The organism is Vibrio sp. L85, assembly GCF_963871815.1.
Classification (GTDB): Bacteria; Pseudomonadota; Gammaproteobacteria; order Enterobacterales; family Vibrionaceae; genus Vibrio; species Vibrio harveyi.
Genome location: NZ_CAWMYL010000257.1, coordinates 1 through 19,370 on the forward strand (window position 1 = coordinate 1; position 19,370 = coordinate 19,370).

At 41.4% G+C, this 19,370-nt stretch carries 21 protein-coding genes and 2 pseudogenes; 8 read left to right on the plus strand and 15 right to left on the minus strand.

The genetic code is table 11. The annotated features are described in order from the left end of the window. Positions 1-568, minus strand: a pseudogene (locus tag AACR11_RS29125) (hypothetical protein); the annotation flags it as partial. 77 nt (positions 569-645) lie between these two features. Continuing rightward, positions 646-1,719 carry a tyrosine-type recombinase/integrase gene (locus AACR11_RS29130; protein WP_053410891.1) on the minus strand — a complete coding sequence of 358 codons (1,074 nt, stop codon included), beginning with the start codon at positions 1,717-1,719 and terminating at the stop codon, positions 646-648. Positions 1,720-1,974: 255 nt separating this feature from the next. Between AACR11_RS29130 and AACR11_RS29135 the strand changes: the two genes are divergently transcribed. Then, on the plus strand, positions 1,975-2,376 hold the full coding sequence (locus AACR11_RS29135) for a LexA family protein (protein ID WP_079324490.1): 402 nt from the start codon (positions 1,975-1,977) through the stop codon (positions 2,374-2,376). 1 nt (position 2,377) lies between these two features. Then, on the plus strand, positions 2,378-3,634 hold the full coding sequence (locus AACR11_RS29140; RefSeq protein ID WP_079324492.1) for a Y-family DNA polymerase: 1,257 nt from the start codon (positions 2,378-2,380) through the stop codon (positions 3,632-3,634). Positions 3,635-3,644: 10 nt separating this feature from the next. Here the strand turns inward: AACR11_RS29140 and AACR11_RS29145 are convergent, their stop codons facing one another. From AACR11_RS29145 to AACR11_RS29155, 3 genes are all read right to left on the minus strand, one after another. After that, entirely contained in the window at positions 3,645-4,517 is an 873-nt protein-coding gene (locus AACR11_RS29145) for a competence protein CoiA family protein (RefSeq protein ID WP_079324494.1), read from the minus strand. 44 nt (positions 4,518-4,561) lie between these two features. Then, positions 4,562-5,317 carry a hypothetical protein gene (locus AACR11_RS29150; protein ID WP_079324496.1) on the minus strand — a complete coding sequence of 252 codons (756 nt, stop codon included), beginning with the start codon at positions 5,315-5,317 and terminating at the stop codon, positions 4,562-4,564. Positions 5,318-5,391: 74 nt separating this feature from the next. After that, complete coding sequence (locus tag AACR11_RS29155) at positions 5,392-5,598, minus strand: hypothetical protein (RefSeq protein WP_139374593.1); 207 nt, start codon at positions 5,596-5,598, stop codon at positions 5,392-5,394. 141 nt (positions 5,599-5,739) lie between these two features. On the opposite strand from AACR11_RS29155, the gene AACR11_RS29160 reads away from it, so the two are divergent. The 3 genes from AACR11_RS29160 to AACR11_RS29170 all read left to right on the plus strand — a co-directional run bounded on the left by AACR11_RS29160 (position 5,740) and on the right by AACR11_RS29170 (position 7,441). Then, entirely contained in the window at positions 5,740-6,036 is a 297-nt protein-coding gene (locus AACR11_RS29160) for a DUF6283 family protein (RefSeq protein WP_079324498.1), read from the plus strand. A gap of 287 nt (positions 6,037-6,323) precedes the next feature. Next, complete coding sequence (locus tag AACR11_RS29165) at positions 6,324-6,875, plus strand: cytochrome b (RefSeq protein ID WP_079324500.1); 552 nt, start codon at positions 6,324-6,326, stop codon at positions 6,873-6,875. Beyond that, entirely contained in the window at positions 6,872-7,441 is a 570-nt protein-coding gene (locus tag AACR11_RS29170; RefSeq protein WP_079324502.1) for a YceI family protein, read from the plus strand. Before AACR11_RS29165 ends, AACR11_RS29170 begins: the two co-directional genes overlap by 4 nt. A 143-nt stretch (positions 7,442-7,584) precedes the next feature. On the opposite strand, the gene AACR11_RS29175 is transcribed toward AACR11_RS29170, so the two are convergent. The 4 genes from AACR11_RS29175 to AACR11_RS29190 all read right to left on the minus strand — a co-directional run bounded on the left by AACR11_RS29175 (position 7,585) and on the right by AACR11_RS29190 (position 10,868). Next, positions 7,585-8,436 carry a restriction endonuclease gene (locus AACR11_RS29175; RefSeq protein ID WP_139374594.1) on the minus strand — a complete coding sequence of 284 codons (852 nt, stop codon included), beginning with the start codon at positions 8,434-8,436 and terminating at the stop codon, positions 7,585-7,587. 246 nt (positions 8,437-8,682) lie between these two features. Continuing rightward, complete coding sequence (locus AACR11_RS29180) at positions 8,683-9,090, minus strand: hypothetical protein (protein ID WP_139374595.1); 408 nt, start codon at positions 9,088-9,090, stop codon at positions 8,683-8,685. A 4-nt stretch (positions 9,091-9,094) separates the two neighbouring features. Further along, the gene (locus tag AACR11_RS29185) at positions 9,095-9,934 is read right to left on the minus strand and encodes a nucleotidyl transferase AbiEii/AbiGii toxin family protein (RefSeq protein ID WP_017190683.1); all 840 of its coding nucleotides are present in this window, start codon (positions 9,932-9,934) and stop codon (positions 9,095-9,097) included. Beyond that, positions 9,900-10,868 carry a type IV toxin-antitoxin system AbiEi family antitoxin gene (locus AACR11_RS29190; RefSeq protein WP_017190684.1) on the minus strand — a complete coding sequence of 323 codons (969 nt, stop codon included), beginning with the start codon at positions 10,866-10,868 and terminating at the stop codon, positions 9,900-9,902. Before AACR11_RS29190 ends, AACR11_RS29185 begins: the two co-directional genes overlap by 35 nt. Before the next feature lie 461 nt (positions 10,869-11,329). Here AACR11_RS29190 and AACR11_RS29195 point away from each other — a divergent pair, with 461 nt between their 5' ends. Further along, positions 11,330-12,856 carry a hypothetical protein gene (locus tag AACR11_RS29195; protein ID WP_026000367.1) on the plus strand — a complete coding sequence of 509 codons (1,527 nt, stop codon included), beginning with the start codon at positions 11,330-11,332 and terminating at the stop codon, positions 12,854-12,856. Between the two features lie 59 nt (positions 12,857-12,915). Here the strand turns inward: AACR11_RS29195 and AACR11_RS29200 are convergent, their stop codons facing one another. The 6 genes from AACR11_RS29200 to AACR11_RS29220 all read right to left on the minus strand — a co-directional run bounded on the left by AACR11_RS29200 (position 12,916) and on the right by AACR11_RS29220 (position 17,158). Then, positions 12,916-13,071 carry a hypothetical protein gene (locus tag AACR11_RS29200; RefSeq protein ID WP_017190686.1) on the minus strand — a complete coding sequence of 52 codons (156 nt, stop codon included), beginning with the start codon at positions 13,069-13,071 and terminating at the stop codon, positions 12,916-12,918. Further along, the gene (locus tag AACR11_RS29925; RefSeq protein ID WP_079324508.1) at positions 13,058-13,366 is read right to left on the minus strand and encodes a DUF2726 domain-containing protein; all 309 of its coding nucleotides are present in this window, start codon (positions 13,364-13,366) and stop codon (positions 13,058-13,060) included. The genes AACR11_RS29200 and AACR11_RS29925 overlap by 14 nt, the downstream gene beginning before the upstream one ends. Further along, a protein-coding gene (locus AACR11_RS29205) for an IS3 family transposase (protein WP_114145628.1) occupies positions 13,356-14,506 on the minus strand; the annotation gives its coding sequence in 2 pieces (ribosomal slippage) (positions 13,356-14,263 and positions 14,263-14,506; 1,152 coding nt in all). Before AACR11_RS29205 ends, AACR11_RS29925 begins: the two co-directional genes overlap by 11 nt. Before the next feature lie 232 nt (positions 14,507-14,738). Then, a complete protein-coding gene (locus AACR11_RS29210) occupies positions 14,739-15,395 on the minus strand; it encodes a quinolone resistance pentapeptide repeat protein QnrVC6 (protein ID WP_032495607.1) in 657 nt (218 codons plus the stop codon). A 538-nt stretch (positions 15,396-15,933) separates the two neighbouring features. Beyond that, a complete protein-coding gene (locus AACR11_RS29215; RefSeq protein WP_079324510.1) occupies positions 15,934-16,419 on the minus strand; it encodes a DUF2726 domain-containing protein in 486 nt (161 codons plus the stop codon). A 289-nt stretch (positions 16,420-16,708) separates the two neighbouring features. Then, the gene (locus AACR11_RS29220) at positions 16,709-17,158 is read right to left on the minus strand and encodes a hypothetical protein (RefSeq protein WP_017190689.1); all 450 of its coding nucleotides are present in this window, start codon (positions 17,156-17,158) and stop codon (positions 16,709-16,711) included. A gap of 195 nt (positions 17,159-17,353) precedes the next feature. Between AACR11_RS29220 and AACR11_RS29225 the strand changes: the two genes are divergently transcribed. Continuing rightward, entirely contained in the window at positions 17,354-18,658 is a 1,305-nt protein-coding gene (locus AACR11_RS29225) for a DUF945 family protein (protein WP_157782615.1), read from the plus strand. A 159-nt stretch (positions 18,659-18,817) separates the two neighbouring features. Next, a pseudogene (locus AACR11_RS29230) lies at positions 18,818-19,370 on the plus strand (hypothetical protein); the annotation flags it as partial.

The window sequence follows — 19,370 nt, forward strand, 5'->3', positions numbered from 1 at the left end:
GACGTTCCCGCGTATACACGTCCTTGTATTTGCGCGTTTGCGTAAAGTTGGCCATCTGTTCACTGAGGGGAGGTAGCCAGCTCTCATAATCGACATTCTGGCCAGAGTCGACCCACGGGGTATAAGTAGGGTCAAAGACTTCCCAAAATCGGTCATCGATCGAATAAAGGCTAGGGATATAGACCTCGTATTCAACTTTGCCTATATCCTGCTTTCGAACTGGAGCCACTTCAAAACTCAATACACCGTTTTCAAGGGTTTTGGTCATGGAAATAGTGGCGCCAGGCTTAATGACTTTTGAATCCGCTTTAATTGAAAATGGAGAGTCGTCGGAAAGTCTTATCTCAAAATCATGTGCGCCGGTTGCAATGTTCTCTTGAGAAGTTCTCAGTACGTCGGATTTGAAATAACCTACAGGCTTACCATTGTTGTCTCTCAGATATTGATCAGCCGGTAAGGTTACAGAACCCTTGTCAGCCGAAAAAGAGGGAATAGGTAAGATACAGGCGAGGGGTAGGACATAGCAGGAAAAATTTGAAAGCCTCATTATCATCACTTTTGTTGTCACTGATAATAACGAGGTTACTGATGTTCAACTTGTTGCGTGGCTATTATAGTGTTCGATTTGGGCCCTAAAAATGATTTTTAGTAGAGCCCGAAACTTGCGTTAGCATCATCCCACGCTTCATTGTCATCAAAGTACTCTTGAAGAGTCTGAACAGATTTATGGCCAGTCATCTGCATCACTTTATTCATTGTCTTACCTGCGGTGACCGCCGATTCAACGAAACCGCGCCGGCCACTATGCCCTCCATAAAGACCGATTAACCCGGCTTGTTCGCAGCGCTCCTTTACCATTTTATTTATCGCATCACCGGTAAGTGGAATAGAAAGCATCTTGCGGTTTCTGTTAGCACGTCTAAAGATGAACCCATCTTTGATTTCTGCAGCCATCAAGTAATCTGATAGGAAAGACACTGGGCACATTTCCCCTTTGCTACCAGCCAGAATGATTTTGACCATGCCGTTTTGTTTACGCTTAACCTTATCCAGTTTTATCTTTAGTCCTTTGCCCGGGAACAGTTTTACGTTCGCATATTGGAGTTGAACGATTTCGGAACGACGAAATGCACCAGCATAAAGGAGCATCAAAATTGCCCGATCTCTGAGGTCTACTTGGTCTGTAAGATCCATCTGTGAGAAAATAAGACGTAAGTCATCAGTGTAGATGCCTTTAACCTTCCTTTTTTCTGTTCCAAGCTCTGCAGCAACACCCTTCATTATGTCACTCAAGTATTGAAGTTCAGTTTCGTTAAACGAGCGACCGTAATAACGCTTCAACGCGAATTTAACACCGTTTAATCGACGGTAAATAGTGGAGTAGGCAAGCGGTGCACCCGATGTCAAATAACCAAGGCGTGCAGATTTATCCGTCCAGACCCATCGATTTAATTTTCCGACTGTCTGATCTGTGAGGAAGTTGATTATTTCCGCTGTACTTGCACTACCCGGATTTATTCCCTGAACTTCACACCAAGCACAGAATACGCGACCATCAGATATGTACGCATCGAGAGTCGATTTAGAAAAGCTCTTTTGGAGTAGTCTTTTTGCGTCATCCGACAAGTCAGAAGCTATTTCAGCCTGAGTTGAAAGACCAGTATGAACAAGTGGGTCTAAATAAGGCTTTTCGTACTCAACTATCTGTTTATTTGTCATTTTTTCAGTTACTTGTTATGTATCGGCATTTATCAAGCTATCACGCTTCTACAATCGCGCCAGAAGCCAACCTACTGTATATAATACCAGTATCTTATACCAGATTTTCTTTTCTTTGAAGCCGCCTTATAACCGATTGAAAAATGAACATTTTGAGTAATTAGTGGCAAACTGGACGTGTAGGGCAAACAGAGAGCTTGAAATCGACCTAAACTCAGACCAAAATAACTGTATATATAACCAGCATTAGAGTTTATGAAACTTATACCATTAAAGCCTCACGCTGGCATTGTGGGTTTCGAGTCCTACGCAGATGAACACAAGATGCTTGACTTATCTCTTGATGATTTCGTAGAGAGGCCAAGCAGTTCTTTCTTAGCCATAATCAACGGTAACTCGATGGAAGGTGTAGGCCTATTCGATGGTGACCCTGTGCTTGTCGATCGGTCTTTAGATGCCAAGACAGGTGACATTGTTGTGGCTGTACTTAATGGCGAGCTCACTGTGAAGATCATCGACATCGAAAACAGGCTTTTGATTTCAGCCAATCCTCAATACAGGCCGGTTGTAATTGATGAGCTTGATGAGTTCACGGTCGAAGGTGTGTGTAGTTTTTCACTTCGAATGTTCAGACCATCACATCTACTGGCCAAATAACATGTTTTGCTTAGCTGACGCATCCGCATTTTATGCAAGTTGCCATCAAGTATTTGAAGTTTCGTGGCGAAAAAAACCAGTGATCGTCCTGTCAAATGAAAACGGGATCATCGTTGCGGCAAACAAACAGGCTTTATCACTGGGCATTCCTAAATTTTCAGCCTACTTCAAAGTTAAAGCTCTTTGTGATCATTACGGTGTAGTTGTATGTACGTCAAACTTCCCCCTTTATGCAGACATAAGCGGAAAAATGATGACAGTAATGAGTAGTTTCGCTCCTTCCAGCTACGTGTATTCCATTGACGAGCAGTTTCAGGATTACGCGGGGTGTGAATCGACTATCCCCGATTTCTATGAGCATGGTATGAAAATACGCCGCGCAGTATGGAAGCAGGTACGAATACCGGTTTGTTGTGGGTTTTCCCACACACTCACTCTCGCAAAGACGGCAAGTTTTGCATCCAAACGGTTGCCAGGTTTTCGCGGTGTTTGCGTACTCGAGACAAAGAAAGAAATAGATAACGTACTGGCTCAAATGAAAGTTGATAAAGTGTGGGGTATCGGCTCACGCTTGGCCAAGAGGCTTCAATTTATGGGAGTTGAAACCGGACTGCAACTTTCTCGGTTAGACCCACAAAAAGCCCGGAGAGAATTCAGCATTGAGATGGAAAGAATAGTCAGGGAACTGAATGGTCAGCGATGCAAGAATTGGGATGATGTGAGGGCGCCGAAGAAAGAGATTTTCTCGACTAGAAGCACAAGTGACCGATTGGTTACGCTGGAGGCTCTTACTCAAGAAATATCTGAACATGCAGCTATCGCCTCAAGAAAAGCGCGAGATCAAAAATCACTTTGTCGAGTGATGATTTGCTTCGCCGGCAATTCATCATTTGATGATCGCCCAGTTAACTATAAAGCAATGCACCAGTTCGCTTATCCAACGGCAGATGTCGACCAAATAACAAAAATTGCAGCTCAAATGGCCGCGGAAATGTTTAAAGCAGGCGTCAAGTATTACCGAGTAGGAGTCGGGCTTATCGACCTTGTTGATGGCCAACATGCACAAGAGGATTTGTTCAACCCGGAACCAAACCGACCGGAGCTGATGTCCGTTTTTGATGGACTAAATCAAAAGTATGGCAAAAACACAGTTTTTCTTGCTGCGCAGGGTATACCGAGAAAATGGGAATGCGACACTGCAATGAAGACGCCGCATTACACGACCTCATGGCGCGACTTACCGAGACTAAAGTGCTGAGCCAAAACCTCTACCTAAACTGGTTTGATTCCTTTCTATAGTGACGAATCATTTCAGTTAAATTAGGGAAATCTGGACCAACATGCTTGGTAACACATGAATTACACAAGAGTCCCTTGCCATATTTTGCTGGAAATGTTCCACAACACACGCAAATTGACGAAGAGCTCTCAACTTGCATTCCACTCTTAGAGCCGTGATCAGTTGTGCTTGAGTATTTGGCAGTTTTACTTAGGGATGACTGGTGTTCTATATCACTACAATTCCCCAAAGGTTGCTCAACTACGAGTTCTGGTTGTGGCCACCGGTGCATCACCACAAGACTTGCCCAAGATTCAAGAAAGTAATCAAATACTTCATCGGAAGTATACAGTTTCAATTTATCGGCACTCCCAAATAACTTCCGAGCCAAGGAGTGAGTATCGACTCTTAAGACGAAATCTATCGAATCAGGGTACTTGTTAATGTCAAAACCAGAGTAGTTGGCAAACGGTATCTCAATTGCAACCGTATGCCCTGATATTTCATCCTTTCCGTATGCATCGAAATGGCAATCATCAATGACTTTATCGATGTTCCAAACAATGTTACTGAATGGCCATTCATCCAGATCGAAGTCAGTGAGATGAACTGGTAATTGCTGTCGAAGTATTAAAGAAACAGCAGTTATTGGTGAGAATTTGCATTCATTAGTGGTCGATGAATCACTAGTTCTATGAGCAAAATGCCATTGATTGATTTCTGCCTGTCTAGCTGTGACAGGGGTGTTGCATGACAGGCATCGGCAATCACATTTAGCGCCCCTTTCTGCTTCCTGAATACCAATTATTTGCCCGGTTTTGTTACTTTTAGCAAAGGGCATTAATACGAAAAATTCTGACATTTCAGATTCAAAACCTCACTTGGACGACTAGGTAAGCAGACCGCTTAATACGAAGTGCACAAACGCAAATCAATTATCGACTGAGTAACTTTATCACGACTAACTTCAAAATCTGGGTAAATGCTAAACATTGACTCAACCATTTCTTCAACTGTTGCGTTCTTCCCAGTTAAACTTGGAATAGTATTACCATCTCTGAATGACCGCTGTAGGATCATTTTTTCCTTCAAGCTGCAGATACACATCCCCATTTCTGCATCATTAATCCAGAAGCGATTGATGCCATCAAATAGCACCTCACATCCCATATCAGCAGAACTTACGATCGACACACCAAACACGCCATTGTGTGAAGGTTTTGACACCCAGCGAAGAAAACCATCGTGGTTTTCTATATCAGCACAATTACCAAATTCAAACTTTATGGATATTTCCTTCTCTCTGCGATGGTAGGCGGCATGCATTCTATGGTTACCGTCTTTGAATTCAAAATGGTTTGGTCCCGTCATAGATGCGAGTAAGGCATGATTAATACTTGGATTCCAGTTTTTGACAAACCAGCCAATACGACGTATGTGTTCATCTCTCGAAGCACTGAAATTATCGACTTTATCGTGTTCAAAAGGGTCATCAGTAAAGTGGCCAGGTTGGATCAAATCTAAGGGGCTTAATAGAGCCTGATTTATTTCCTCAGAACTGACTTTACTCTCGTTCTGCGACCACGGGTATTGCGTAGTTAGATGTCCTAAAAGTGCCGGGTCAAAGACCGCGACACATTGTTCAAATACAGAAATCGTCATAGATAAGAATACTTACGTTGATTACATCCAGTTAGTTACTATCATTGTTGTTTTGAAAGGTCACGATGATTTGATCATTCTGAGGGTAAAGCACTAACATCAACACATTCTGAGCCATCACCTTCACCAAATTCGACAGTGCAAAAGCATACCTTGCACACGAGTTCATCATCAATGAATGTCGAATAGTCTTGGCAACAATCTGTTAGGCGTGAGCCTTCTCGACGGCTGTAGAACTTTCCGTTGGACTTAACTACATGGTTTCCAGTGCTACTTTTCATTATCGTGCTCTCAGTGGATTTGTTTAAATGACACTACAATCTTAAATTTATCCCCATATCGCGCAAACTCACTGACACTGGTGCAAACTGGGAACCATGATTCAATAAAGACATAATTGCTCAACCATACGAAGAAGACCAATGACCAATCTTCCTAATGTAAAGAAACCATGCAAAGACTGTCCCTTCCGAAAAGACTCCCTCAATGGATGGCTTGGGAAAGACAGAATGACTTCAATCCTTGATAGCGGCAGTTTCGTATGTCACAAGAAGACACACCTACAGTGTGCTGGTCATATGCTGATTAATGGTCAAGATAATGATTTTGTTCGACTAGCAAGCAGGTTAGGGATGGAGATTGAGTTATCGGGCGAAGAATTGATTTTTGAATCACGTGAAGCCTGCATCGGACACCACGATTTTAATGCTAATGAATAAACACGAGAGAGAAATTCAATAAATCTGACCAACCACTTCTTTAAGGGTGACTTTAATCGGTTACCCCAGATCTAACAGTCAATACCCCCCAATATTTCACTACATAGCGAATGCCTTGTGAGCACAAACGACAAGCAAGGCAACGACACTCGCTATCAGTTCAATAATTCTTGTTCAATATTTTCGAATAAGATATTCAAAAAAATAAGAATTCCTACCATTCTGAATTACGTATAATTCAAAAACTTTCTATTTTGAAAGCGCAGTAGTTTAAATAGAGAGCTAATATGTCACGTAAGAATGTAACACCTAAAAACTACAACTTAGCTGCAATCATAATGCACTGGGTTTCTGCCGTAACAGTCATTGGAATGTTTGTGGTAGGTGTCTGGATGGTCGACCTAAACTATTACAGCACTTGGTATAAAACGGCTCCAGAAGGGCACAAAGCAGTCGGCATTATGCTGGCTATTCTAACCGTTGGTCGATTTGTTTGGAAATTACTTTCAGCATCTCCAGAAACGGAAGGTACAAAATTCGAAAAAATTGCCTCAAAACTAGCACATCTAGCGATGTACGGTTTTCTGGCAGCACTATTTGTTTCCGGTTATCTAATCTCAACATCTGATGGCCGCGGAATAGAAGTATTTAGACTATTCACTGTCCCAGGGGCAGGAGAGTTGTTCGAACACCAATCTGACTTAGCCGGCAACGTGCATATGCTTGTTGCATGGACACTGATTGGAATAGTAGCTATCCACGTGTTAGCTGCAGTGAAGCACCACGTAATTAATAAAGATCAAACCCTCAATAAGATGTTAGGAAAAAGTAAAGCATGAAAAAGTCTCTAATCGCCGCAGGTCTATTCTTATCAATGGCAGCACCACTAGCAGCAAACGCAGCTGACTACAAAATTGACACATCGGGCGCACACGCATCGATCAACTTTGCAGTTAGCCACCTTGGTTACAGTATCACTCAAGGTCGATTCAATGATTTCGAAGGTACATTTAGCTACGACGAAAACAATATCGAAGCTTCAAAAGTAAAAGTAGTTGTTGATACTACCAGCTTGGATAGTAACCACGCGGAACGCGATAAACACATTCGTAGCGCAGACTTTATCGATGCTGGCAAATTCTCAACGGCAACGTTCACTTCTACTAAAGTTGTCGATAAGAAAGGTGGCAACATGGACGTGATTGGTGACCTAACACTGCACGGAATCACTCACCCAATCACAATCAATGCATCTGTTATCGGCGGTGGTGCTGATCCGTGGGGTGGTGAGAGTCTAGGCCTTAAAGGTACAACTCGCCTTGAGCTAAAAGACTTTGGCATCAAGGAAATGGGCGCGACTACATACGCTGATATGACATTGTATGTTGAGGGTATCAAGCAATAACAATATTGATTAAAACTTTAGAGCCAGCATTGCTGGCTCTTTTTTTTGCTCGATTTTGACCATCGATTCAAATAGTTAAGTCGTTAAGACAATTATGAATTTGGAGACTAGTATGAAAAAAGGAACATTGGCATAGCCAGCTTTTATCGTATTGAGGAATTCCATTTAGAAACGTTTCTCTGCCTTTTTGATAAAGGCATTTTTGCTCGACATTTAGGGTAGGTTAGGCAACCCCAAAAATCATTTCCATTTCTTCTGTTCGTTCGAAGGACCATTTTTAAACCACAATTAGGGCAGGTTGGTGTCTTATAATTACGGTCTGCAAAAATTTCTTTAAAAATATCTTCTTTCTTCTCGGAAGGTAACTCGTTAATCTTTTTGAGCAAATCTTTACCTGTGACGAGCTTTAGAGGCTTATTAGAGGCGAATTCTTTAGCATCTTTAGTGTATGAACCGGAAGTAACAAAATAACCCTCGGTGACGTTCCCTGCAGCCATTACACCGTAGAATTCACGAACAAATTTAACACCTACAAGACTAGTACCAAAAGCCTTGCACTGAACATAAGCTTTTCGGCCATCTTTCTTTTCTATAATGAGGTCAATACCGCCATCAGCACCGAACTGGGTAAGAGATGCGTTAAACCCGGAAGACAACAAATATTGTTTTGTGAGCTTTTCAAAGGCGAACCATTCCATATCCTTAATCATTTGTAAGGTAATGACATTAGGTTGTATAGAGCTAGTGTTTCCAATAGGTTTAATGTTCATTGGCACATCAACCGAATCACGATCACGGAATGGCTGAGTGACTAATTTTAAAATACCGATTACAAGGAGCGAGACAGTTTCAATCAATGCGCCAGGCTTTTTAAGAAGAAAACCTATAAATAAAACAGCAGCCATGTAAAGCAGGATTAACGAAAGGAAACCTGACACAGATTCGAAAGCTTTTCCTAAAGCATTCTGCATCAAAACACCTTGTTCAACTGACACTGAAAAACTCCAAAACAAACATATAAAGTGGTAGAAGTTTACAGCAATATTAAAAATTAATCATGTTAAACGCTGTATTTTGAAAGCTAAGTAGATGTTAATATATGAAGCCGACAAGTAGGATTATCGGCTCCAAAATAGGTATTAAAACTCTGCCCCAGCACCCGCCCTATAAAGGCTCAAGTAACTTAGGCATTCACTAACACCGACAACCTTACATGTCGGGTAGCTAATAATCAACCTTCTTTAGTCTCTACGATAACGCGCCATGAATTCTTCTGCTTTTTCATCGTAACCATCCATTTTTAAACAGCTCGCAACAAACAAATAACTCTTGGGCTTATTAATTTTATACGCTGGTATGAAACCTATTAAAATCCCGGCAGTCATCGATATGAAAAATAATCGGTTAACTTGAAAATTATCAATATAACCAGTCAGAATAAAACCAAATATCGCTATTGATGTTAACCATAATACCAGTGCCATTTTCCTACTGCGCATAAAGGCTGTAAAAATCGGCAATCCACATACAACGCCACCAGCTATGGTTTGCCAATGTAATGCCTTATCATAAGTAACGAAGTTAAAAATGGTAGTGGCCAGAATAAAGCTGTAACCAAAGGTCAACGGCCTGAACTTAAAAAATTGCACTATTCTAATCACCTTCTTCTTTCAATCTATCATCGAATACACCGCGCCAAAATGCATTCAGTTGATTCTCTAAATCGTCAAGATTGACTGACCCATTTCCTCTGGCCATAGCTGTAAGAAACCGATCTTGATGCTCGTTTTTGATGCTTAACAGAACCTCTTCTGACTCGGCTTTCAAAATATCACGCACATCAAAGCCCAATAAGAATGCGGTTACTAGCTCGACGTCATAATCGAACTCTTTTGGTACATAATCCTCCCAAATTCGGTCTTGATGGATCAATTGGTACTTATTCAGTAAAAGAAGAAAGTCACTCGCGTCTTTTGAGTTTTCATTTCCGCGTTCGCCCCAAGCGATCAGTTTCATCAACGCAATTCCCGGTAAAGATGCAACGTTGAATGCCAAACCATCAATTTCAACCTGTAGCGAAGATTCAAACGCCTCTTTAAAGCCAATTACGGACATCGTTTCTTCGTGTTTCGGTGGCCACTGTATACGCCGTTCTGCGTCTTCCAAGGCGCCAAATGGTAAAATATCCACTGGATACCCCGACTTTGGCTCACGTAGACGGTGTACCAAATCAGTTTCAGTCAGTCCTGAGCTGATTAACGACGCCTTTATATCTTCGAACTGGCCCCAAGTATCCACAAAAATGGCTGTATCAATATCAGCTGTCGCTCGACCAGGCGCGTGTCCGAAAATTCCATGCATCACAATATCTCTAGCGGTTGCACCAGCTATGAAATACGGGATCTCCAATGCATTAGTAACTTTAACTACTTCCGTTAACGCCGTGATGAACTCTTGGTTAAGGGAGTGTTTTAAGGTGTAAGTATCTGTCATTAATAATCTCCGCAACTTCCCTATTTCGTCCGTCTTGAGTTGCAAGTAACTCTGCAATGGTAAGTAATGCTCTGCCCTTTTCAGTTATCTTCAATTCGTCTCCCCAAAATGGTCTGCAAATCTGCAAACGCGGAGCCTTGGGGTTAGCATTATTGAACTCATAGCCTTGAATTTGACTCTTTGAGTACAGGAAAAGGTTTTGAGGATGTAGGTAGTTGGTTAGTTCTGCGGCTGCAGCTTCCCCACCCCAAATTGCACCGTCTGGTAACTCGATGGCTCTCCAATCTAAAGGCGGTGGATAAGGAATTGCTCTTTGCTTAGAACCAATGTGCTTGTAGTAGCTCAACAACCAGTCATACATAAGGCTATTTTCATCAAAGAATCTACGCTTCAATTTATCCTTTTGTATGTGATTTTTCTCTATCAAAAACTTGATGGCCTTATTTGCCATGCTTACTGAGATGCCTGCTTTCCGAGAAATTACCTCATAGGTTGATTTCAACAATGCCGGTTCACAGATCAAAGCAAATACGCATTTAACGATGCCTTCCGTCATCGCTACTGGTTGTTTTGCCATTACATCGCTTTGATAAGGTTTTGTAATCAGGATATACAGTTCGTCATTAACAATCCGAATGTTACCTGATTCGTCAATATAGTTGATGCCAAGGTTTTCACATTCATCCTTGAGGAAATCAGATAGCGTGTTCGTGACGAGCACATATCGGCCATCTATTTGCGTATTAGCTTTTACATTACGCAGAGACTCCTTTCTATGAATCCGCTTAAATTCGACTTTTAATCGATGATGTCGTTCACCTAGCCAAATTATCAGGGTCCCATCGAAATTCTTGTTCTGGGCAAAGTTGAAGTCGGCTTTCCAAGACTTTGGCAACCTTTCTGTGAAGTTAGTAAGTTCTGCCTCGATACTCATTTACACAAAATCCAATTTTACATGAATCATGTAAAAACTATAAACGTGTAATTTCAGCATGTAAAGAGGAAAGCATAATTATTAAATGGCATGAAAAGAGTAACTTATCATTTATGCAAGAATCATAACTGTAAAATTTGTATAGCAGTTGTTAATCAAAGTACCGTCATCAATAACCTTAAAGAACTACAGCAATCCCCTATTTCTACTTAATGTATGTAGCACTCAGGACTGAACAAGACAAAGTGCCTACTAATGAACATCTGCTTCAAGTTCGCCTAACATCGGATGATCCCTTCTCAATTAGATTCCTTTATTAGCAATAAGTACCTATAAATATCATTACATAATCACCTCATTACTATTGATTCTCATTTACGATCTCATTCGCATTTAGTGGTGGATTATGAGGTTTATTAATGGTTCTAAGGATTCTTAGCTCGCTCGTTATAACTTACTGCATGTTTTCAGTACAATACAGCGTAGCTGCTTATCAGGGTACTAAGACATTACCTTCTGAAGTCCTATTGAAGAACAAAAAAGGAATGTCTATCAGTTATTTTCGGTCACAAATATTACGTACCGACCAGAACAATATTGCTACAGGTGAACATACTTACGAAGTTAGACTCCCAAGTGACGCCGTTTTTTCTATCAAGGTCGATAATCATCTAATCAGTCCAGGCGAAACGTTTAGATCATCAAGAAATCTTGAGAATGGCGTTTTAACATTTGATGTATCTCCTTTAGGAAAAAATGACATCGGTAAAGTTGAGTATGAGGTATACATCCCTAACCTATACTCCATCGACGACCGATTTTGGGAAGTCTTTGACCCAACTTATACAGATTGGGTCGACTCTGGCCAGAATGTGGATTACGAGGACTGGCTTCCTCCCCTAGCCCAACAGATGACCGACTTCACTCAAACCCGTCAATACAAAGACGTGTATACCCGTGAACGACAAGACCGAGACAAAGACACAAACGTCGGGGAGATCCGTAATCACGGTGACCCAGTAACCGAATATGACCATCGTCCAAATTCTGAATCGAGAGATGTTAAGGCAACGGTCGACTCATATGTGAATACTGGTGACCTTCATGACTGTGGCGAATGGGTGCCACCAGCTTCTGAAACCTACGCAGGGCTTATGGTCGACCAGTCATTAACCTGCCAGCAAAACCAAACTCGAACTTGGACTTACAAGGTTGGAGGTGATGCGATTGGCAGTCATGCTCAAACAAAGAGTATCGATGACATCAAATATCGAACGGTACCAGGCACAATGAACCCTTGGTTATCCACTGCATCCGAATTTGGTGAATGGAAGGATGTCGATGCTCCACATTCATATACTTCTTGGGAGCCACCAATCGTTGCTCAAACAACGGACTTTGTTCAGTCACGAAGCTACAAGCAAGATCAAACACGAACTGAGCAGAAGCAACAGAAGAATGCAGTTACGGGTGAAATTAGAAGTGTTGGCGAATTGAAGCTAGTCTTTCAATCTGCAACCTTCAACGAGCAACGGACGATAGCAGTTTCGGTTAGTGGTTGGAACAATTCAGGAAGCGCATACAATTGTGGAGAATGGACCCCGGCGACTAACACAATTAACAGCGGAACACGGTTCACTCAAACGCAAGGCTGCACTCAAATGCAGGTTAGGAACTGGACTTATAAAGATGGTTCTACTTTGATTACTACACGACCAGAAAATAGAACAATAAGCCTCTCTCCTAACAGATCAGCTGTTGGGACCAAAGCTAACCTTAGACTTGTTAAAACGGCAACTTATCACACATATCGTGGCGAATTAAATTATGAATTATCAATCGCAAGACAAGACGGGGATACAATCATCAATTCAAGTGCTTACGATGCACAAGATGGAAAAGCATGCTCACCAGAGGGTTCTGGATACACTTACTATACAGTAAAACACCCTAATGCATATTTTGCGCTGTATACTTGCAAACGATAGGTTAAAAGCTATAAAAAATGGAGTCTTGAACTCCATTTTCCTTCTAACGCAATTTGAAATTACATAGCTTGTTTCTTTGGCTTAAACTTGCAGTATATGTACAATCCGATAGTCGCAAGCACAAGCCCAGTAAATAGGTATTGTGTCAGCTTGTACCCAATATAAATAGTCATTAGTACCGCCGCGCCCCAAAACAGGTATTTAAGCTTCTTCACTAGCTACATCCTTTGATTGTTGTGTTGAATTCACGAACAAATAGTCTCTTAGTTCATTCGGTTGGTATACATATTGTGCTCGACATCTATAAAGCGGCAACCCCGCGCTTTTACATGCGAGCTCAACAAAGTCGTCCCGATCTTTTCGTGATTTCTTCTGATGTCGGAGGACATTAAAGTTTGAAACTTTTCTATTTCCGAAGTGCGTTACTATCGTGGCTAAAAGAACCCAATACTGACAATAAAGATCGACATGATCTGCACCAGCAAGACTGGACACCTTGCTAAGCGACATATTGCTGTTCAAAGTTGACTGGGCTTAAATACCCAAGAGCACTGTGCCTTCTTGTCCGATTATAATCAACCTCTATGTACTCAAAGATCGTTTGACGCATCTCGCTTCTTGTCATGATTGGCTCATATTGAATGGCTTCAACTTTCATTGAATGGAAGAAGCTCTCGACACAAGCATTGTCCCAACAATTTCCTTTCCTACTCTTACTTTGCTTTAGATTATAAGCGGCTATCTGATCTCTATAATCTTTAGAGCAGTACTGGCTACCACGGTCACTATGGATGATAACTTGTTCTGGGAAGCCCCGTCGGAACAACGCCATTGATAGAGCATCACTGACTAGTTTTGCAGTCATGCGAGTATCCATAGACCAGCCAATCACTTGTCTTGAGTAAAGGTCGATAATTACCGCCAAATACAGCCAGCCTTCACTCGTCGCTAGATAGGTGATATCACCAGCCCACTTCTGATTTGGGGCTGAAGCGTCAAAGTTCTGAGCAAGCAGATTCGGGGCTACAGGCATTTCATGCTTACTGTCTGTCGTGCATTTGAATTTTCGGGCAGCTTTCGGCGTTAAATTCTGCCGCTTCATACTGGCTGCAATGGTTTTTACGTCGTGCTCATCACCGTTATCAGCCAGTTCCTTTTGAATTCGTCTGGAGCCGTCTCGTGCCTTGCTGCTATCAAAAGCTTTCTTGACCTTACAATCAAGCTGTTGACGAAATGTCTCACGATTCGTTGTCTTGTGGCGGTGCTTAATCCAGTAATAAAACCCACTTCGTGAAACATCGAACACTTTAACCATACTGGTTATACGGAAGTTTAATAAGTGTTCGAGCATAAATTCATAGCAATCTATTTTAGATGCTTCGCGAAATAGGTGGCGGCCTTTTTTACGATTTCTAGCTCCTCTGCTTGCTCAGCAAGTAACCTTTTGAGCTTAGCGTTTTCAGCAGCCAGTTCTTTTTCTCGATTACTGGTGTTGGTATCTTTCTTCGAAGCCTTTCGCCATGCATAGATTTGAGATTCATGCAGCGATAACTGTTTTGCAGTGGCAGCCACACCAATCTTTTCAGCTAATTTAAGGGTTTCAGCTTTAAATTCAGGAGTGTGTTTGATTCTTGTATTCTTGGTTGTCATTGTTCACCTCGTTAGTGATTGTACTCACTTAACTCGGTGTCCAAAACTGCTGGTGCGGATCAACACTTAGACTCAATCAATGTGGCTATCCAACGAAAGTGTGACAACAAAGTTTGAAACTCGCTTTTGGACATAAACGCGTTAGATTAATGACTCTAACGCGCTTATCTGAGATTAGATAAAGTATCTTGAAACCTTAAACACTTGTTATGTGCGTAGCCGAATCTTGCGCTTAGTCAGGAACAATGATTACCCCTAATTGCTCCAGTAACTGCTCCTGTTGCCACGAGCATATTTTTACACCTGTAAGATCAATCTTTCGAGGATCTAAACCATAAAGCTCTGAATGACTTAAATCACAGCCTTGTACTCTAAACTGTTCCCAGCAGTCTTCTGAAAAAACGCCACGACTTAAATCTGATTCTTTAAATGAAGCGCCTCGAAGATTTGCACCAATCCATCTATTTTCGAACAGGTCACATTTTTCAATAAGCTGCTGCTCAAAATTGGCATAGGATAAGTTACAACCTGTTATGTATGCAGAGCAAAAGTACATTTTATTCGAAACCTGATTTACAAAACTAACTTGGCTAAAATTTGCCCCTTTAAGATCACAATCTCTCAGTTCAATACCAAAGCAATTTGCCCCCTTAAAATGGGACATTGAAAGCTGACAATCTTTAAATGAAGCATCTCGAAGATCAGCATAAGAAAAATCGCACCCTTCCAGTGCCCCCTGCTCTATGAAAGTACAGTTAATGAACTGTGTATCTCGAAGGTTTGAGCGCTTAAAATTACAATGTATAAAAGTACAATTGCTAAAGATATGTTCTTGCAAGTCCTGATGTGAGAAGTTCACTTGATTATATAATTGCTTTGATTTTTCCATGCTGTAGCTCCAAAAAACATTTGATTTGAAGACTACCATTTACCTGAAAGTTCTCAACAAAAACAAAACCAATAAAAACAGACACTTAAAACACCCCGTTTTAGCCAAGATAAGGCATCAAAATGGCATTTTAAAGGGTGCTAATTCAAAATAAGCGATGCGGCCAGCTAGAAAAAAGTTTTGGTGAACCTGGTGAGTTTTAGAGAAAGCACATAACGCTTTCTATGCGGCTTTTAGCCGTCTTTCATATTCCTATGATGCAACCTTTTTAATACCCCATCAACGTGTAATCAATAGGTTAATGAAAGTTAACGGAGGTTAGATTGCATGATGCCTTATAATTTCAGAAAAATGCTGCTACCCAAACTCCTTCGGATAACTTTTGATAGGGGAAAGTACTGTGAACTAAGTGAGCGAGAACTTTTGATCTGAATTGTTTTGGGGCAAAATCGTCTCAGAGAAGAAGGCAAACTACGACAAATGGCACCGAAAAGTTTCGCACTTTATTGTCATAGTTCTAATCTTTATTGTTCGAGTTTCAAACTTTGTTGTCCACCGACATCTGATGTGAACTGTCATCTAACTCTATGGCCGCTACGTAAGAAAGGTCTGTTCGCAGGCAAAGAACAAAGTCAAAATGCTTACTTGATATTTTGGCAAATAATCGTGCGGAATCCTTACGATCGAGCCCTTTAGTGGCATAAAGTACATCAGCAATTCGCACCTTACTCATTACAACCAGTTCGTCTGGTACCACACTTTCCAATACACCATAAAAACTTCTTTCTGCTTTAGTAAGTAACCCGCTTTTCAGCGTGTAATCGACCAGGTTACCGTCTGCATCTTTCAAGGTGTAATTGCTTGAGGTTGGTATGTTTATCAACTTTTTGACCTGTTCCCAGCCAAACATGACCACCATACCAATCAGGGCCAGCACTAGACATAAAATAGGATTAGTGAACACCAAGCCAACCGTTGCGAGGGCAATGATCCCAAGTCCTACTTGTAGATTCGTTATATTCAAAACAAACTCCAATAAAAAACCGCCCCTCAAGAGGGACGGTCATAGTTATTTTTTACGAAAGCCGGTACATCCATTTTTCGTGTGGTTTACGCAGCCCCAAAATGGTTTGCCTTCGAACTTCCCTTTAGAAGCTATGCGAGTCACCATAGTTAAACCGCATTTTGGGCATTTAGGCGCATTCCCTTTAGTTCTCACTTTGTTAAAAACCAAAACTGCGAACGCAATCCCAAGACCTGCAATAACAAGAAATGGCTGTCCAGCTAGAAAACCAGCGATGTCTAGTTCCATATTAAGACGACGCGCTGATCGCCTTGCCTGATTTAAGCAATTGCACTTTATTCTGAGTGATAGATTCAAGATCTTTTAGCGGAGTGAATCCACTCTGTTTAAAAGCATTCTGTGCCGACTGGTATGTAGCACCGATAATGTCTAACGGCACAATACGAGGCAGATTGTCAGTTTTGCTAATACGCTCAGAAAGGTAGTCTTCAAAGTATTCTCTGCATGCATTTTCGTCGACAGCATTAGCAATCAAGCTGCCAGAACAACGAACGTAGCTTGCTACACCTTTGGTGTCCATTTCTAGAATTGGTCCCGGTTGTTGCATAGACAAGCCGAATGCAGAAACGGCAACAAGAGTACCTAGTAGGAATACCCCTTTGCGCTTACTAAATGAATACCACTTTTTGTCATTGTCCTCTTGTGACATTGCGAGTGTGTTTTCTTGAACGTTTTCCAAGGTAGAACCCCTTTTTTCATACGTGTGTAGACATAAATGTCTAGTTAGATAAAACCCATATGCATTCATAACGCTAAAGTTTTATCACGAAGTTTTTCAGAACGAAAAGTCTGATAGATTTTATCTCATTCTATAACGCTAAGAATTGATATTGTAGTACTATCTAGCAGCACTTAATTTTGAAAAGGTATGATTGTGAAAAAATCCACCACTCTTTTACTCGTAGGGACAACTACTGCCTTGGCCATCATTGGCGCCGGCACGTATGGTTACATGGCCATAAATAGTAGTTACGAAAAAGCAATAACGAAACTTGAATCAATTGAAGGCATTTCTGTAGAAAGCCACCAGCTCTCTATTGGATTAACTGGCAGTAGTGCAAATACAGTGATAAAGATTTTGCCAAAGGCGTCAGGCGTTTTAGGTGAGCAGTTAGCATCTGGTGAGCCAATCATCCTGGAAGCGACTCATACTCTCGGATACTTTTCATACCCTTTTGAAATAAAACACGACATTCATTTCGATGAACATACGTCGCAGCTGGTGGCTGACAATTTGAATGTAGAAATCCCTAAAGGCGAACACATGCCGATACCGGGACAAATCATGACTAGACACAGTGTAAGTGGTGAATTTGATGTCATAGCTATGACTGATCACATCAACTATGGTCAGTTATTAACTATCAGCCCTACTCGGATTTACTTCACTTCAAACCGCGATGGCAGTGATGCAATTTTAAAGACAAATACTGACTCAATTAATATGAGCAGTAGTGGTAACACCGGCAGTAAGATGGAGTTAGACGGCATCAACTATCAATGGCGTGGTTCTCTTACCGGGTGCAAAACTATCTGTGAAGGTAGCCAAACCATCACCGTAGCGAGCTTTAAGCAACTTGACTACAACAATGCCATCAATCTACTTGCGTCTAACGTTGGCTTGTCATCAAGTACATATATCCAAGATGAGAAATATCATTTCACATTCAATGGCATTGCAAAAGAGTTAGAGAACAACGTTATACAGTGGAAAGATGTCGGCCTTACAACAAGCGTAAATGACGTAAAGACTAGTGCCATTGACGAGTTTAGCGACGAATTAAAGGTTGTCATGCAGTCGAACACACCAAATTTTCTCGCATCAAAAAACATGGAAAAGATGTATGCAAGATTGCTTGAGACTGGTCTAAAATTCAACATTGATAAGATGGTGGCCTCTACTGATAACGGCAATATTGCTACTGAACTTCATGTTGACTTACCAGAAGGGAAAATGCCTAACCTGTTGCTCAACCCTCTTGGACTAATCACAGTAATTAAAGGTGACCTAGATGTTCAGATCCCTGCTGCCGAAATTGACAAAGTGTTTGGTATAGGTGCTGCTCAATCTGCAAGCCGAACTGGATTTGCACTATTAGGTAACGATGGCGTATTCAAGACTACAATCAAAATATCTGACGGTGAAGCAAATGTTAACGGCCGTGTAATCCCGCTTTGATAAGGGTATTTAATTCAAAAAGGCACGTTTAACGTGCCTTTTTGATCTCACAAAAACAAAAGCTCAGAGAAAGTACATCTAAATCGTACAACATATTCATCAGTCGAATTTAAATAACCTCATAATATTCAAGTAAGTTTTTTATAGTAGGACTCACTGATGATAGAGCTCACTCTTAAATTTATAGGAATGCTATCCCTCGCTGCAACTGCATTACCTATGACATCTTTTGCCGCCCATCAAGGGACGCTTACGTTACCCTCAGAACAGTTTCTAAAAGATAATAATGGTAAGCCGCTTGGCTATTTCAAATCCGATGTACTGAGGACTTCTCAAGAGAACATTGCAACCGGAATGCATGATTTTGAGATAAGAGTACCTGATGATGCACCTTTTTCTATTAGGGCTGATAGCAGGGTGATCAAACCCGGTGATACTTTGGCAATGTCAAAGGAGCTAAATAATGGTGTGCTCCAATTTGAAGTCGCCCCATTGAGAAAGCAGGATATTGGTAAGGTTGAGTACGAGGTCTACATCCCTAGCCTCTATTCGATTGATGACCGCTTTTGGGAAGTCTTTGACCCGACATATACCCCGTGGGTCGACTCTGGTCAGAATGTCGATTATGAGAGCTGGCTACCTCCCCTTAGTGAACAGATGACCGACTTTACGCAAACGCGCAAATACAAGGACGTGTATACGCGGGAACGTC

Bases quoted from the DNA above. Each gene is read 5' to 3' on its own strand.
- AACR11_RS29140 (WP_079324492.1), top strand. From the start codon at position 2,378: ATGTTTTGCTTAGCTGACGCATCCGCATTTTATGCAAGTTGCCATCAA.
- AACR11_RS29190 (WP_017190684.1), bottom strand. From the start codon at position 10,868: ATGAGTATCGAGGCAGAACTTACTAACTTCACAGAAAGGTTGCCAAAG.
- AACR11_RS29925 (WP_079324508.1), bottom strand. From the start codon at position 13,366: ATGTCGCTTAGCAAGGTGTCCAGTCTTGCTGGTGCAGATCATGTCGAT.
- AACR11_RS29130 (WP_053410891.1), bottom strand. From the start codon at position 1,719: ATGACAAATAAACAGATAGTTGAGTACGAAAAGCCTTATTTAGACCCA.
- AACR11_RS29160 (WP_079324498.1), top strand. From the start codon at position 5,740: ATGACCAATCTTCCTAATGTAAAGAAACCATGCAAAGACTGTCCCTTC.
- AACR11_RS29185 (WP_017190683.1), bottom strand. From the start codon at position 9,934: ATGACAGATACTTACACCTTAAAACACTCCCTTAACCAAGAGTTCATC.
- AACR11_RS29170 (WP_079324502.1), top strand. From the start codon at position 6,872: ATGAAAAAGTCTCTAATCGCCGCAGGTCTATTCTTATCAATGGCAGCA.
- AACR11_RS29155 (WP_139374593.1), bottom strand. From the start codon at position 5,598: ATGAAAAGTAGCACTGGAAACCATGTAGTTAAGTCCAACGGAAAGTTC.
- AACR11_RS29210 (WP_032495607.1), bottom strand. From the start codon at position 15,395: ATGGAAAAATCAAAGCAATTATATAATCAAGTGAACTTCTCACATCAG.
- AACR11_RS29145 (WP_079324494.1), bottom strand. From the start codon at position 4,517: ATGTCAGAATTTTTCGTATTAATGCCCTTTGCTAAAAGTAACAAAACC.
- AACR11_RS29135 (WP_079324490.1), top strand. From the start codon at position 1,975: ATGAAACTTATACCATTAAAGCCTCACGCTGGCATTGTGGGTTTCGAG.
- AACR11_RS29150 (WP_079324496.1), bottom strand. From the start codon at position 5,317: ATGACGATTTCTGTATTTGAACAATGTGTCGCGGTCTTTGACCCGGCA.
- AACR11_RS29195 (WP_026000367.1), top strand. From the start codon at position 11,330: ATGTTTTCAGTACAATACAGCGTAGCTGCTTATCAGGGTACTAAGACA.
- AACR11_RS29165 (WP_079324500.1), top strand. From the start codon at position 6,324: ATGTCACGTAAGAATGTAACACCTAAAAACTACAACTTAGCTGCAATC.